The organism is Bacillus sp. Bvel1 (assembly GCF_014872755.1).
Taxonomy (GTDB): Bacteria; Bacillota; Bacilli; order Bacillales; family Bacillaceae; genus Bacillus; species Bacillus velezensis.
The window spans coordinates 634,925-648,243 of the sequence record NZ_JAAOBZ010000006.1 but is presented as its reverse complement, the minus strand read 5'-3'; the positions used below and the strand labels follow the sequence as shown (position 1 = coordinate 648,243).

General features: G+C 47.1%; 18 protein-coding genes. 2 read left to right on the top strand and 16 right to left on the bottom strand.

The window, feature by feature from the left end:
- Window positions 1–780 (bottom strand): patatin family protein, encoded by a 780-nt coding sequence (locus HAP68_RS07280; RefSeq protein WP_014304961.1) that lies wholly within the window; start codon window positions 778–780, stop codon window positions 1–3.
- 179 nt (window positions 781–959) lie between these two features.
- On the opposite strand from HAP68_RS07280, the gene ylbJ reads away from it, so the two are divergent.
- The gene (gene ylbJ / locus HAP68_RS07275; RefSeq protein ID WP_024085273.1) at window positions 960–2,186 is read left to right on the top strand and encodes a sporulation integral membrane protein YlbJ; all 1,227 of its coding nucleotides are present in this window, start codon (window positions 960–962) and stop codon (window positions 2,184–2,186) included.
- Window positions 2,187–2,204: 18 nt separating this feature from the next.
- Here the strand turns inward: ylbJ and coaD are convergent, their stop codons facing one another.
- From coaD to HAP68_RS07230, 9 genes are all read right to left on the bottom strand, one after another.
- Window positions 2,205–2,687, bottom strand: a complete 483-nt coding sequence (gene coaD, locus HAP68_RS07270; RefSeq protein WP_024085272.1) for a pantetheine-phosphate adenylyltransferase — start codon at window positions 2,685–2,687, stop codon at window positions 2,205–2,207.
- A 4-nt stretch (window positions 2,688–2,691) separates the two neighbouring features.
- On the bottom strand, window positions 2,692–3,246 hold the full coding sequence (rsmD, locus tag HAP68_RS07265) for a 16S rRNA (guanine(966)-N(2))-methyltransferase RsmD (RefSeq protein ID WP_024085271.1): 555 nt from the start codon (window positions 3,244–3,246) through the stop codon (window positions 2,692–2,694).
- The gene (locus HAP68_RS07260; RefSeq protein ID WP_015388275.1) at window positions 3,246–3,455 is read right to left on the bottom strand and encodes a hypothetical protein; all 210 of its coding nucleotides are present in this window, start codon (window positions 3,453–3,455) and stop codon (window positions 3,246–3,248) included. The genes rsmD and HAP68_RS07260 overlap by 1 nt, the downstream gene beginning before the upstream one ends.
- 90 nt (window positions 3,456–3,545) lie before the next feature.
- The gene (locus HAP68_RS07255; RefSeq protein ID WP_003154470.1) at window positions 3,546–3,818 is read right to left on the bottom strand and encodes a YlbG family protein; all 273 of its coding nucleotides are present in this window, start codon (window positions 3,816–3,818) and stop codon (window positions 3,546–3,548) included.
- 58 nt (window positions 3,819–3,876) lie between these two features.
- Window positions 3,877–4,326, bottom strand: coding sequence for a regulatory iron-sulfur-containing complex subunit RicF (ricF, locus tag HAP68_RS07250; RefSeq protein WP_003154472.1), 450 nt, complete (start codon window positions 4,324–4,326; stop codon window positions 3,877–3,879).
- A 70-nt stretch (window positions 4,327–4,396) separates the two neighbouring features.
- Window positions 4,397–4,636, bottom strand: a complete 240-nt coding sequence (locus HAP68_RS07245; protein WP_003154475.1) for a YlbE-like family protein — start codon at window positions 4,634–4,636, stop codon at window positions 4,397–4,399.
- A gap of 15 nt (window positions 4,637–4,651) precedes the next feature.
- Entirely contained in the window at window positions 4,652–5,062 is a 411-nt protein-coding gene (locus HAP68_RS07240) for a YlbD family protein (protein WP_014304959.1), read from the bottom strand.
- 164 nt (window positions 5,063–5,226) lie between these two features.
- Entirely contained in the window at window positions 5,227–6,267 is a 1,041-nt protein-coding gene (locus HAP68_RS07235) for a CAP domain-containing protein (protein WP_003154477.1), read from the bottom strand.
- An 84-nt stretch (window positions 6,268–6,351) separates the two neighbouring features.
- Entirely contained in the window at window positions 6,352–6,795 is a 444-nt protein-coding gene (locus HAP68_RS07230) for a CBS domain-containing protein (RefSeq protein ID WP_003154478.1), read from the bottom strand.
- A 140-nt stretch (window positions 6,796–6,935) separates the two neighbouring features.
- Here HAP68_RS07230 and HAP68_RS07225 point away from each other — a divergent pair, with 140 nt between their 5' ends.
- Window positions 6,936–7,295 carry a YugN family protein gene (locus HAP68_RS07225; RefSeq protein WP_003154479.1) on the top strand — a complete coding sequence of 120 codons (360 nt, stop codon included), beginning with the start codon at window positions 6,936–6,938 and terminating at the stop codon, window positions 7,293–7,295.
- 33 nt (window positions 7,296–7,328) lie between these two features.
- Here HAP68_RS07225 and ctaG read toward each other — a convergent pair whose 3' ends face one another.
- From ctaG to cyoE, 6 genes are all read right to left on the bottom strand, one after another.
- Window positions 7,329–8,213 (bottom strand): cytochrome c oxidase assembly factor CtaG, encoded by an 885-nt coding sequence (gene ctaG / locus HAP68_RS07220; RefSeq protein WP_003154480.1) that lies wholly within the window; start codon window positions 8,211–8,213, stop codon window positions 7,329–7,331.
- A gap of 24 nt (window positions 8,214–8,237) precedes the next feature.
- Window positions 8,238–8,570, bottom strand: a complete 333-nt coding sequence (gene ctaF / locus HAP68_RS07215; protein WP_003154481.1) for a cytochrome c oxidase subunit IVB — start codon at window positions 8,568–8,570, stop codon at window positions 8,238–8,240.
- Window positions 8,571–8,572: 2 nt separating this feature from the next.
- Entirely contained in the window at window positions 8,573–9,196 is a 624-nt protein-coding gene (gene ctaE, locus HAP68_RS07210; protein WP_003154482.1) for a cytochrome c oxidase subunit III, read from the bottom strand.
- On the bottom strand, window positions 9,196–11,064 hold the full coding sequence (gene ctaD / locus HAP68_RS07205) for a cytochrome c oxidase subunit I (protein ID WP_007611227.1): 1,869 nt from the start codon (window positions 11,062–11,064) through the stop codon (window positions 9,196–9,198). The genes ctaE and ctaD overlap by 1 nt, the downstream gene beginning before the upstream one ends.
- A 31-nt stretch (window positions 11,065–11,095) precedes the next feature.
- On the bottom strand, window positions 11,096–12,166 hold the full coding sequence (coxB, locus tag HAP68_RS07200; protein ID WP_024085270.1) for a cytochrome c oxidase subunit II: 1,071 nt from the start codon (window positions 12,164–12,166) through the stop codon (window positions 11,096–11,098).
- A 217-nt stretch (window positions 12,167–12,383) separates the two neighbouring features.
- On the bottom strand, window positions 12,384–13,301 hold the full coding sequence (gene cyoE / locus HAP68_RS07195) for a heme o synthase (RefSeq protein ID WP_003154486.1): 918 nt from the start codon (window positions 13,299–13,301) through the stop codon (window positions 12,384–12,386).
- Window positions 13,302–13,319: the final 18 nt, after the last annotated feature.

The window sequence follows — 13,319 nt, the reverse complement described above, 5'->3', positions numbered from 1 at the left end:
TTAGCCCTCCCAGTTCTCTATTTCTTGTTTAATCCGGCCGATCATCCGGTCTGCGGCTTCTTCGCCCGCTGTGATCATATGATCAATGTTGGCAAAAGAACTTGAGCTGAATGATTCAAGAGAAGGGCGGATCATGACGTCTGCGGCAATGGTCTGGTGACGGACCAATTCATTTTGCAGTATATCCATACTTTGCATGATTACATCAAAAATATGTGCCGCTTTTTCCGTTTTTTTCACCCGGGATACGTCAGAGGCGATGACGATATCAGCACCCATGTCTTTTACGGCGGACACCGGTATTCTGTCGACCACCGCGCCGTCGACTAACATACGTCCGTTCATTTTTTGCGGGACGAAAACGCCCGGTATGCTGATGCTCGCGCGGACGGCTTCGGATACTGAACCTTTCGTAAAAACGAGTTTTTCGCCGGTCTGAAGGTCGCAGGCCACGATGCCGAGCGGGATCCGCAGTTCTTCTATCGGCTTGCCGTACGTATAGGCATGAACGAGCTGCCTGATGCGGTCTCCTTTTAAAAATCCGAGCCTCGGCATCGTATAATCCGCGTACAGCCGCCGCTTAAATGCTTTGGCGACTTTTTTCATCGTAGCCACGTCATGCCCGGCCGCATAAAAGCTCCCGACTAATGCTCCCATGCTGCTGCCGGCAATCATATCAATTGGAATCTGATGCTTATGTAAACTGGATAACACTCCGAGATGAGCGATGCCTCTTGCCCCTCCCGAACCTAACGCTAACCCGATTGTAGGTTTGGCCAACGCGACGAACCCCCTAATAGACATCCTATACATGAATTCTATGGTCTAAATTGAACCCCTATGCTCGTATATTAGTACAGGATGACAAATAGGTACTTGCCCGGCCGCCTTTAAGGTCTGTTCTATATTTTATCATGATATAAATGTCAGTGTGCAATTTTAGCATCGGGGAGGTAAGAATGAATTTGTCTAAGTTTCATACATTTTTGATTTCATTGTTTTTCATTTTTTTGACGGCGACGGTTATTTCACACCCTCAGGCCTCATTCGAAGCCTCCAAAACCGGTCTTTCCATGTGGTGGGAGGTCGTTTTTCCTTCATTGCTTCCGTTTTTTATTCTATCTGAGCTTTTAATCGGATTCGGCATTGTCAAATTTGTCGGCCTTTTACTCGAACCCTTTATGCGTCCCATTTTCAGAGTGCCGGGGGTCGGCGGATTTGTACTGGCTATGGGCATGGCTTCAGGCAATCCGGCCGGCGCGAAGCTGACTGCACGGCTGCGCCAGGATAAACAAATCTCCAGAGTAGAGGCTGAACGCCTCGTCTCTTTTACCAATTCATCCAATCCGTTATTTATATTCGCTGCCGTGGCGGTCGGCTTTTTTCATAACGCGTCTCTCGGCATTCTGCTGGCATCGGCTCACTATCTCGGAAACATCGCCGTCGGCCTGACGATGCGTTCATACGGACGGAAAGAAGAGGCAGCATATACCGGTAAAAAGACGATCGCTCTCCCTTCTCTGAAGGAAGCATTTCTGGCCCTCCACAAGGCGCGGCTTTCGGAAAAGCGGCCGCTCGGAAAAATTTTGGGCGACGCCGTCACTTCTTCTGTACATACCTTGCTGATGGTGGGCGGTTTTATTATATTGTTTTCGGTTTTCAGCCGGTTATTATCAATCGTACAAGTCATGGATGTGCTTTCTGTATTTACAAACGCGCTGCTTTCCCTTTTTCATCTTCCGGCAAATCTGGACATCCCTCTTATCAGCGGAATGTTTGAAATTACACTTGGGAGCAAGCTGGTCAGTGAAGCTGATGCCGCCTTGCTGCCGAAAGCCATGATTGTGAGTTTTATTCTCGGTTTCAGCGGCCTTTCCGTACAGGCCCAGGTAGCCGGCATTTTATCGGAAACAGATATCCGCTTTAAACCGTTTTTCGCGGCGCGTATCCTTCAGGGCATTTATGCTGCACTTTTTATTCTCTTACTGTGGAAGCCGCTTTACCTTGCATTGGACGAACCTTATCAGTCCGTATTCCTCCCTTTCCGCGATCAGGACGCGGGATCTGCTGCCGTCAGCGGATGGAATACACTTGTTGAAACCGGGCCCGCCATCACGCTGACAGCTCTCGCCGTATACGCATTGATTTATTGTTACAGGCTGTCAGCACGGACAAAAAAAGGATGAGACGCCGATCAGCGCTTCTCATCCTTTAAATTTCTGCTTCAGCGCCTGTTCAACTTCCTGAGGAACAAACTCTGAAACAGGCCCGTTATATTTTGCGACTTCTTTTACGATGCTTGAACTTAAAAAAGAGTACTGATTGTTCGTCATCATAAAAAAAGTTTCTATTGATTCGTCAAGCACGCGGTTGACGGAAGTCCCCTGCATCTCATATTCGAAGTCAGAAACAGCTCTGAGCCCCCTGATAATCGCCTTCGCCCGCTTTTTTTTCGCATAGTCGATTAACAGTCCCTGTGACGTCTCGACCGTAATATTCGGAATGTCTTTTGTCACTTCTCTTAACAGCTCACAGCGTTCCTCGACTGTAAACAGCGGCTGCTTAGAAGAATTATTGAGCACGCATACGTACACATGCTCAAACACGTTTGCCCCCCGTCTGATAATGTCCAGGTGTCCGTAGGTGACGGGATCAAAACTTCCGGGACATACAGCTATACTTGCCACATCATTACCCCCTATTTCGGTATATCGTCACTCCTGTAAGCCCGTAAATTTCCCTTCTTGTTACAGAAAGCGCGCCGACGGCTTCAGGAAGCACAACGGCTTTATCATGCTCGGCTACGACAAAACCGTCTTCATTCAGCATGTTCTGCTCATCAATCATTTCGATAAGCGCTTTCAGCTTTTGTTCCTTATACGGAGGATCTAAGAAAATTCCGTCAAAACCTTTTTCCCGTTTCACCGCGGCATAGAGGGCCCGCTCTGCATCATTGCGGTATACTTCCGCTGAAGACAGCAGATCGAGCGCTTTGATATTTGCTTTTACCGTTTGGATGGCTTTGAAATCACGGTCCACAAAGATACAGCGGTCAAATCCGCGCGACAGCGCTTCAATCCCGAGGCCGCCGCTCCCCGCAAACAAATCCAGCCCTGTTCCTCCGTCAAAATACGGGCCGATCATATTAAAAATAGACTCTTTTACTTTATCCGTCGTCGGCCTTGTTGATGTGCCCGGCACCGCCTTTAAGGCTCGTCCTTTTCTTGAACCGGAAATTACTCTCATTATTCACACCACTTTTTCTGAAAACTTTGATGTTTCTCATCGGCTGAGCCGTTATGTATAAAAACAATCCCTATCTTATCATAAAGCATTCTTTCAAACAATGAACGTGAAAAACGTGTATACATATTCACATTCCTGTCAAGACTACGTGTAACAGCATCAATGAATGATGTTGTTGCCAACCGCGGAGAAGACTTACGTTTCCCCATAAGTTCTTCCTCCGGTTTCTCCTCTCCCTTTTCCTTCTCCTTAACTTGTTAAGGAATAGAAGGACCCCGCAGGTATCTGCGGGGATTTTTTTATATACCGACTTTATAATCGTACTCTTTCGCTTTATCAAGCTTTGATTCAAATTCCAGCTTTAAAAAAGGTTTATAAGAAGGCTCTACCTTCTTCACATAAGAATAAGAAGAAATCTTTTCCATTGTTTTTTCGATCAGGTCCATATCGCAATACAGCACAACGTATTTCAGCCGCTTGGAAACATAATGAACGTTGCCGAATTTTCTCAGCATTTTGCTGTGTTTTAAAGAATGCAGATATACGATTATGCCTTGGCGCTTATTTTCCATCATGATCACCCGCCTGACTTTCTGTTCATTTTATGTAAAAGACGAGACGGCCGTCTCGTCAGGAAACTTTGCATCCGCAGCCGCCGCCGGAACCGCAGCCGCCGCCGCAGGATGACAGGCCGTCAAAATAAGGATTCCCCGTCGGCACTTTTACATGCTCCGAGACGGCCGTTCCGAGTTCAATGCTGATCTCGTCAAGCAGCGACTGAAGCTCAGTCTCCGCTTTTTTAAATTCGGCCACCTTATCGTTTAAATCGAGCTCCCGCTTCATTTCTCTCATTTTGCGGGAAATCTCTCTATAATCAGGATGGTATTTGCCAAAGCGCTGCACATCCTCATACTGCTCTTTAACGCTCATAAAAGAACGAATGATCCGCCCTGCCTCTTCATCTTCACGGAGACGCTTGTAACAATCGCGGTAATTTTCAGCCGTCTCAGACTGCAGAATCATGCCGGCAAGCTGTTCCGCTTCACTTTGAAGCTTGACGGACTCAATTGTTGCATACATAAATACGCACCTCCAGTTGCTAGTTTACCATGAAACCACCCAATTGGAAAATGCGGCGTTTAAACGCTTTTTAATCCTGCGAACGCATGGCGTGTACCATCTGCATCATCATCTGCGCCATTTGAATCCCGTTTGAGAATTGACTTACCCGATGCGGTATCGTCTTTTCATAAAAATTCATCATGTCAAGCTGAAAGGAATTGAGATCGTCCGGTTTTCTCGCAAGTCTGCGGTACCAGACGGGACGCTGCCGTATAAACCGTTTCCGTTCCTCATCTGCGGATATGAATTCCTGAACCTCTTTTCGCATACACGATCCCCTTCTTTAATCCTTTCTGAATGAAAAAGGATGTTGTCCGGAGCCTTGCCGGGGCTGCTTCGTGCTGCTCCCCGAAAATTGGCTTAAAAGGCTTTGCAATGATGAAATGGACTGGCTCATTTTATTGATCTGCTCATTCATTTGGTTGATATCCATCTTTTTGACGGCAGTGACCATTTTTGAAACGAAATCGTTCTTTTCAGCTGGTTCCTGTTTGGTTTCCGCGTCGGAAGAAGGCTGAACGGCCTCGTCTTTAAAAGGATCCCACATCGAATCATCCTCGCCCAGGAGCACCCAGTTTTCATAGACTTCCTGCCAGCTTCTTTGTTCCTTGCGAACATTTTGGATCAGTTTGGGATGCTTTTTTACGAATTGTTTAAAATCATCGATTGATTGCCGTGATTGCTGATTCGCCACAATTCTCACCCCCTCCGAAAAGTTTTGCCTGCTATAATGTATCGGTTCATGCGCCTTAATGTTCGCCTAAATTGCGAAAAAAAGCAGGTATATTTTTTTCAGCAGGAGCGCCGCTCGCGAAAAAACATAAAAAAACCGCGGGGGACGCGCCCCTCTGCGGTTTTTTACTGCCAAGGCTTAATGAAGTTTTGCGTATAATACTTCCGGTCCACGCCGACACCGAGGTGCGTATAATCCGGGCTTAACAGCGCCTTCCTGTGGCCTTCGCTGTTCAGCCAGCCCTCCACGGCTGCAGGACCGTCCACATAGTTGTAGGCAATATTTTCACCGGCCTCCCGGTATTTCACATCGCCTTTTTCCAAGCGGTCCTTCAGAGTCCCGTATTTCTTTGAGACGTGAGAGAAATACTTGTTATCCTTCATGTCCTTGCTGTGGCCGAATGCCACTTTCGCGGCGCCTTCGTCCCATTTCAGCCTTGCCAGTCCGTGTTTCACGCGGATGACATTTGTAATGTCGAGAATCTGCTGTTCACTCGCTCGTTCAATGTCGTTCCATTTTTTATCAGAAACTGGCTCGGGTTCTGTCAGCTTTCCTCTGTACATGACCTCATACGGCCTTTGTTTCACCAGCGTTTCCGCATCAAAAGCCCTGATGCTTGACAGATTCCCGTCAAATTTGTCCATGTACAGCTGAACATACATTCCGCCTATCTTGACGGTGGGACGGGTATTGATATCTTCTTCGGAAAACTCAAACCGATACGTGTTTCCCTTGTCAGTCACATTGACAAAAGGAGAAACCTGCGTCGTTTTAAAAACTTCGCCCGTCGATTCGCCGATCTTAAACGGTTTTGCGTTGATGCCGCTTCCCGAAGCGTATAAAGTCACGGCTTTATCATTCAAAATACCGACTTGTACGTATTGGTCTTTCCCCTGGTTGTACACCCACCACTCGTAATCGTAGGCAGAAGGATCTTTCCGGGACGGTTCCCCAAGTTTCTTTTTCACATCGGCGGCAGATTTCCCCATGAGAGAAAGCAGTCCGGATGACGGCATTTTCAGCCGTTTTCCGCTCTCTTCTTCATTGGAAACCTGAGGCTCCTCCTGATTGGTCTTTTTCTGAGGAGCCGATCCATATTGTATAAACAGAACATACGCTCCGTAAATAAGCAAAAGGATAACGAGAGCCCTTGCAATATTTTTCAACCTCTCACCCCCATATCATCAAACCGTTCTGTTTTTGTGTACTCTTATACAGTACAGCCTATTTGCATCGTCCGTGATTTATGTTTAATGGATAAACCCCTCCGGACCTCCGTCTTCAGAAATGTCAGACAGCGCCCGGCCTGCTTGCTCATTTGATTGCTCGGCCAACGAAAGATCGCCGAGCGTAACAATGCCGACCAGTTTTTTATCCCGTGTGACGGGAATTCTTCTGAGCTGATGTTCAGCCATCAAATGGAGCACCTCCTCCACAGAGGCGTCTTCTTCTGCACTGATAACCCGCTCTGTCATTGCGTCGGTTATTTTTTGAGAGTTCGGCTTTTTTGAAGCAATTCCCCGTAATACGAGATCTCTGTCTGTCACGATCCCGACAAGTGTGGCGCCGTCTTCATCCACTATCGGAATGGCGCCGACATCCGCGTCTTTCATCTTCACCGCAGCTTCATATACATTATCTAATACTGTACAATATTGCAAGTCTGACGTCATGAGCTTATTGATCTTTGTCATTGCGGAATTCCTCCTTTTTTCTGCTACTATTGTCGTCAAATTTTTGTTTTTGCATACTTTCACCGTATGAATCATTGAAAGTGTAACGCTTTCATACTATGATTGTCAGGAAAGGGCATTTTTAAAAGGAGGGGGAAGGTTTGAAGTTTGAAAACAGCGGTCTTGAAGGGGTAACAGCGGAGCTCAGCCGCTTGAACGATCTGATGGAAGGCAAAGGGCTCATTCTGGCTGGACAATGGGATTATGAAAGAGTGACTTACGACAAAAAGTTTTCAGTACCTGAGGGGACATTTTATCTGCGGATTCAAGGAACGGCAAAAGAGGGCGATGTCGGCGGCAGACGGGCCGTGATTCAGCTGAAGGCCCCTCTTTTAGGAAAGCATTATTATCCGCACGGCGTAGAATACGGCAGCGCTGAAGAATTTCCGGAACATGTCGTCGCTGAAAGCAAAGCTTTACTGCTTGAATTGGAAGAGTCATTAAAAACAGTGCAAATGTAATAAAAAAGTACAGCATATTCTGCTGTACTTTTTTTATGAGACGGTATGCTCGATATACGGCGGCTCTGACAGCGTATCTTTTTCCCGTTCCGTTCTGACCCACTGAAAAAAGATGACAGCCAAATATATTCCGTAGACCGCCTCTTGAATGATTTTCATCAGCACTGCTCCAAGCTGCTGATCTTCCAGAGGAGGTAGCGTGTTAAACATCTCCGGCCCGGATAAAGGGATCTCCTCCAGCAAATCTAAAGGAACGCAAAGCTTCATTGCTTCGGCCCAAGCCGCCGGATCTGTATACGTGGCATACATGGGCGCCCCGCTGAACATAATGAGCGCGCAGGCCGGCGTTAACAAAATCCCGTCCGCCATAATATACCCCAGCTTCATTAAACCGCTGAGACGGGGCAGACCGTCCACCTTATGCACAAGCGGCCACCACATAAAAAACGCCGTTACAAAGATGAGTCCGTTCATCAGCGTGTGATACAGCGAATCCGTTTTGACGAAATCAAATATAAACGGGATGTGATACAGCGAAAAAATACCGTTAAACAGCACTAAAGCGATAAGCGGCATTGAAAAAAACGAAAACAGCGGCTTTACGACAGGACGGAAGATCAGTTTTTTCCATGCCCAGCCGGGAATTCCGGAGATCAACAGCGGCGGTACGACTAAAAACAGAACCGCCATCTGCGCCATATGGGCGCTGAACATCACATGGCCCAATAAATCAACCGGACTTCCCGCAGCCGCGTAAAAAAATAGCGCGGAAAGCACAAACAGCACCTTCTCCTTAACGGCCACACGTCCTTTATGCCTGCTGCACCAGTAAAAGTAAACACCTGTTATCACGGCAGTTATACAAAACAGATACGGGCTCCACATTGCGCGAAACCCGAACATTTCCAAATTAATCAAATCTCTCACTCCCCGCCGCCCCGATTACCACCAAATAATTGTGACAAATGCAAGCACGGTGATAAACGCGACAAATATTCCCGAATACAGAAATAATGACGGCGCTTCATGCCCCTTCTGGCTCATATGCATAAAGTAAAACAGCTGAAAGATGACCTGAATGACCGCAAGCAGGATCAGAAACGGCATCGTAAACCATCCGGCAATGCCGTCTGCAGCCACCGTCAAAAACGCGACAAGCGTAAGGCCGATCATCAAGCCGAAGGAGATGACCTGATATTTCATCTCCTCGGCATTTTTCCTTCTCCGATATTCAAGATCCGTACTGACAGTCTCTCTGTTTTTGTTATCGTCCATCGTTATCCCACCATCCCCATCAAATATACAACGGTAAAGATAAAGACCCACACGACATCGATAAAATGCCAATATAAGCTGGCCACATAATATTTCGGCGCATTATAAAGGCTGAGCCCTCTTTTCGCATTCCGGATCATGAGCGCGCTGATCCACAACAGCCCGAACGCCACGTGTGCTCCGTGTGTGCCGACGAGCGTGTAAAACGCTGAGCCGAGCGCAGAGCTTGTAATGGTAAATCCGAACTCGTGAGTGTAATGCATAAATTCATAGATTTCAACCCCTAAAAATCCCGCTCCCAATAATACGGTAACCAGAAGCCACACCTGCATTTTTTTAAAGGAGAAATTTTTCATATGATACATCGCATACACACTCGTTAAGCTGCTCGTCAAAAGAAGCATCGTCGCGATAAACACGATCGGCAGCTCAAACATCTCAGCCGTTGACGGCCCTCCGGCTTTAGATTCCCGTAAAGCAAGGAATGTCGCAAATAGCGAGGCGAACAGAACCGTTTCGCCGCCGAGAAACAGCCAAAATCCCAAAAACTTATTTTTCCCCTCCAGCGTTGCTTTTTCAGGAGAAGCCGGAAAGGTTTCAGCCGTCATTTTTTCCTGCAGCTGCATTACGCCTTCACCCCTTTATCATCATTCGGCAGATCTTCTTTGTGAATATGATAGCCGTAATCATCGACCACAGAGCGAAGCAGCATGGTAAAGAATGTGATGCCGAGCCCTATGAAGATAACCGGAAGCCCCCATGAATAATCGGAGTGGTATAAAAACCCGAACGCTGCGACAAACAGCCCGAAAGATATGATAAACGGCATGATGGAGCCGTTCGGCATATGAATGTCCTCTACAGGCTCTGCAGGCGCCATCCCTTCATTTCCGGCCTGCTTTTCAATCCACAGCGGGTCAAGTCCCCGGACAAACGGAAGCTGTTTAAAATTATATTCCGGCGGCGGCGAAGAGACCGCCCATTCAAGCGTACGACCGTCCAGCCACGGGTCGTTCCCGACGTATTTCCCCTTTATTGAGGTATAAATAATATTGACGACGAGTAAAGCGGCCGCGCCTGCCATGAAAAACGCGCCGATTGAACTGATCAGGTTGCCGGTATCAAGCCCCTGGCCGGGCAGATATGTGTAAACGCGGCGCGGCATTCCCATCAAGCCGAGAAAATGCTGAATGAAGAAGGTAAGATGAAACCCGATAAAAAATAAGACGAACGAAATTTTCCCCATCGTTTCATGAAGCACCTTCCCGAACATTTTCGGCCACCAGAAATGCACGCCCGCCAGGATGCCGAACACAACGCCGCCGATAATGACGTAGTGGAAATGCGCTACGACAAAATACGTATCGTGGAACTGATAATCTGCCGCTGCGGCCGCCAGCATGACACCCGTGACTCCTCCGAGTACGAAAGAAGGAATAAAGGCGACGGCATACAGCATAGGCGTCGTGAATTTGACGTTTCCTCCCCAGATGGTCAAAAGCCAGTTGAAAATTTTAATGCCGGTAGGCACCGCGATCGCCATCGTCGCAACCGCAAATATCGCATTAGCGATCGGTCCGAGTCCCGTTGTAAACATGTGGTGAACCCATACCATGAACCCGAGAAAGCCGATCAGCACGATCGCAAAGACCATAGACGAATAACCGAACAGACGTTTCCTCGCAAATACGGGAATGATTTCTGAAAAAATCCCAAAGGCGGGAAGAATTAAAATGTATACTTCCGGATGCCCGAAAATCCAAAACAGATGCTCCCAGATTATCGTATTGCCGCCCAATTCAGGATTAAAGAAATTCGTTCCGAACAAACGATCCAGCATCATCAGCGCCAAACCGACGGTGAGCGGAGGAAATGCGAATAAAATGAGTGCCGACGCCACAAATGTCGTCCACGTAAACAGCGGCAGTCTCATATACGTTAAACCCGGCGCCCTCATATTAATAATCGTGGCGAGAAAATTGATCCCCGCAATGAGCGTACCTAAGCCTGATATTTGCAGGCCGAGCACGAAAAAGTCTATGCCGTGCCCTTTCGAATTCAGCGCAAGCGACGCGTACGACGTCCAGCCTGCATCAGGAGCGCCCCCTAAAAACCAGCTCAGATTCAAAAAGATGCCTCCGAAGAAAAACAGCCAAAATCCGAGCGCATTCAAAAATGGGAATGATACGTCACGCGCCCCGATCTGCAGCGGCACAACCGCGTTCATCAGCCCGAATAACAGCGGCATTGCCGCCAGGAAGATCATTGTCGTGCCGTGCATCGTCATAATTTCATTAAACTGCTGAGCACCCATAAAATCGTTCCCCGGCCTCAAGAGCTGAATCCTGATAAGCATGGCCTCAAGTCCGCCGACGACGAAGAAAAATCCCCCGGCGATCATATATAAAATCGCGATTTTCTTATGGTCAACCGTCGTCAAATAATCCCAAAGCAAAGAGCTTTTTCTTTGCTGTCCTGTAAGCGTATTCATCATTTGCGACCTCCCCCCTGATATCTCCCTGTCCTCACTTGTTCTCCGCTTTCAGCCCTTTTAAATATTCATACAGCGCATCCGTTTCAGCGTCCGAGAGCTTCGGATAAGTGCCTGTCATTTTATTGCCCGGTTTAATGCTGTCCGGATTTTTCAGCCAGGCTTTTATATTCTCTTTATTCGCATCCTTAATGCCGGCCACTTTGACCCGTTCACCGAAGGTAGCGAGGTTCGGAGCCGTTCTTGCCGCTTCAGCCCGTTTATCATTGGGCTCAACCGCATGACAGCTCAGGCAGTTTTTTTCCTTAAACAGCTCTTCTCCTTGTGCTGCTAAATCGGAATCTGTTGTATGCTTATAATTTTTCATCGCTTTCGTCCATTGTTTAAATTCTTTTGACGGCAGCGGTTTCACTTTGAAATCCATCAGCGCATGTGAAGGTCCGCACAGCTCTGCGCATTTCCCGAAGAAATATTCTCCCGCTTCTTTGCTGCGTTTAGAATCGAAGGTCAGAAAGAAAGTGTTGTCATTATCCGTATTCGTATCGATTTTTCCCCCGGCTGACGGAATCCAGAAAGAGTGTTTCACATCTGAGGACTTCAGCTTGAAATAGACGCGTTCATCTGTGGGAACGATCAGCTCCTGACTTGTCACAAACCCGTAATCGGGATACTCGAATTCCCACCAGTATAAATTCGCCCTTACATTAATCACGAGCGCATCCTCTGCTTTACGGTTTTTCTTATCCATCGGCGACGTATCCGCCAGTGCCAATGTATCGATGACAACCGGAATGACAAGAATAATCAGAAGCAGGATCGGAATAACGGTCCAGGTGATTTCTAAAAAACGGTTCCCCTCCACCTGTTTCGGTATCGTGTCTTCCCCTATACGCGACCGTCTGAATCTCACAATGACGTAAAAGAAAATAACTGCTACGACCGCAACGACGACAACCATGATAAGTGTGCTGAGCACCGTCAGATCATATTGTTTATCAGCCACTTCGCCGGCAGGCTTGAGTGTGGACAGAAACGGTTTTCCACAGCCGCTCAATAAAAGCGGCACTAAGGCTAATAATGATAAAAGACGCCAACGCTTTAACATTTCACCCAACCCCTTTTTTGAATCAGTACGAGATGCACAAGCAGTAAATCTGCTTCCAGCCGAAATACTTCATTTCCTCATTTCTTAAAATATGAGATTTTTTACTTAAAATTCCATCTATGTATAAAAGCAAAGCCGCCTGATTAAACAAAAGGTCAAGGCGGCGTTTACTAGTTGTCATTGTTTGTTTTGGCGATCAAACAAGCTCATTATTCAATTAAAACAGCGTGAAGACCACCATCGCTACAAAATAAATGGTCATGTAGTTAAGCGAATAGACAAACATAAGGGTTGCCCACTTCATGATGTTTTTCATGCGGAATCCCATCAGTCCGAGAACAAGCCATCCGACATTCAGCAAAGTGCCGAGAATGACGATCGGAAGACCGAGACTGCCGAGGAAAAACGGAAGCGGCAGCAGGCATGCGACCCAGACGATAATCTGTCTTTTCGTCACTTCAAAGCCGTGCACTACCGGAAGCATCGGAATATTCGCTGCTCTGTAATCTTCCGTCTTTTTAATCGCAAGCGCTAAAAAGTGCGGAATCTGCCAGATGAATAAAATCATGAATAAAACCCACGCGACAACACCGATGTGCCCTTCAACCGCTGTCCAGCCGATTAACGGCGGCACGGCGCCTGATACACTTCCGACAACCGTATTAATCGTATAACGGCGTTTCGTCCACATTGTATAAAGAACAACGTACGTAAACACGCCGATAAAACCGATGACTGCTGCCATCACGGTGGTCATCAAAAGCATGATAAGTCCTAAAGCAATGAGTAAAATTCCTGACCACAGCGCTTGATTCGGCTGAATCTTTCCGGTTACCGTCGGTCTTACTTTCGTGCGTTCCATTAAATGATCAATATCACGGTCGTAATAGTTGTTAACCGCACAAGAACCGGCGATGATCAAAGAAGATCCTATTAATGTAAGAAGCACGGTGTTTAAATTGCCTAAAAAACTCAGACCGGATATATGTAACGCAAGCCACATGCCGGTAAAAGTCGTAATTAAATTCGAATTGACGATTCCTATTTTGATAAGCGAAAGGAAATCCTTCCATGCCGTCGTCTCTTCAATCTGTCCGTCTATAGCTGTATCGTTTAAAATTCTGGAATTAGCCATAACGTAAACCTCCCTTAC

Coding starts and splice junctions, on each gene's coding strand:
- ctaF (WP_003154481.1), bottom strand. CDS start 8,570: ATGGACGATAACAAAAACAGAGAGACTGTCAGTACGGATCTTGAATAT.
- HAP68_RS07255 (WP_003154470.1), bottom strand. CDS start 3,818: ATGGAAAATAAGCGCCAAGGCATAATCGTATATCTGCATTCTTTAAAA.
- HAP68_RS07230 (WP_003154478.1), bottom strand. CDS start 6,795: ATGACAAAGATCAATAAGCTCATGACGTCAGACTTGCAATATTGTACA.
- ctaE (WP_003154482.1), bottom strand. CDS start 9,196: ATGCAGCTGCAGGAAAAAATGACGGCTGAAACCTTTCCGGCTTCTCCT.
- ricF (WP_003154472.1), bottom strand. CDS start 4,326: ATGTATGCAACAATTGAGTCCGTCAAGCTTCAAAGTGAAGCGGAACAG.
- ctaD (WP_007611227.1), bottom strand. CDS start 11,064: ATGATGAATACGCTTACAGGACAGCAAAGAAAAAGCTCTTTGCTTTGG.
- HAP68_RS07245 (WP_003154475.1), bottom strand. CDS start 4,636: ATGCGAAAAGAGGTTCAGGAATTCATATCCGCAGATGAGGAACGGAAA.
- ylbJ (WP_024085273.1), top strand. CDS start 960: ATGAATTTGTCTAAGTTTCATACATTTTTGATTTCATTGTTTTTCATT.
- cyoE (WP_003154486.1), bottom strand. CDS start 13,301: ATGGCTAATTCCAGAATTTTAAACGATACAGCTATAGACGGACAGATT.
- coxB (WP_024085270.1), bottom strand. CDS start 12,166: ATGTTAAAGCGTTGGCGTCTTTTATCATTATTAGCCTTAGTGCCGCTT.
- HAP68_RS07260 (WP_015388275.1), bottom strand. CDS start 3,455: ATGGGGAAACGTAAGTCTTCTCCGCGGTTGGCAACAACATCATTCATT.
- rsmD (WP_024085271.1), bottom strand. CDS start 3,246: ATGAGAGTAATTTCCGGTTCAAGAAAAGGACGAGCCTTAAAGGCGGTG.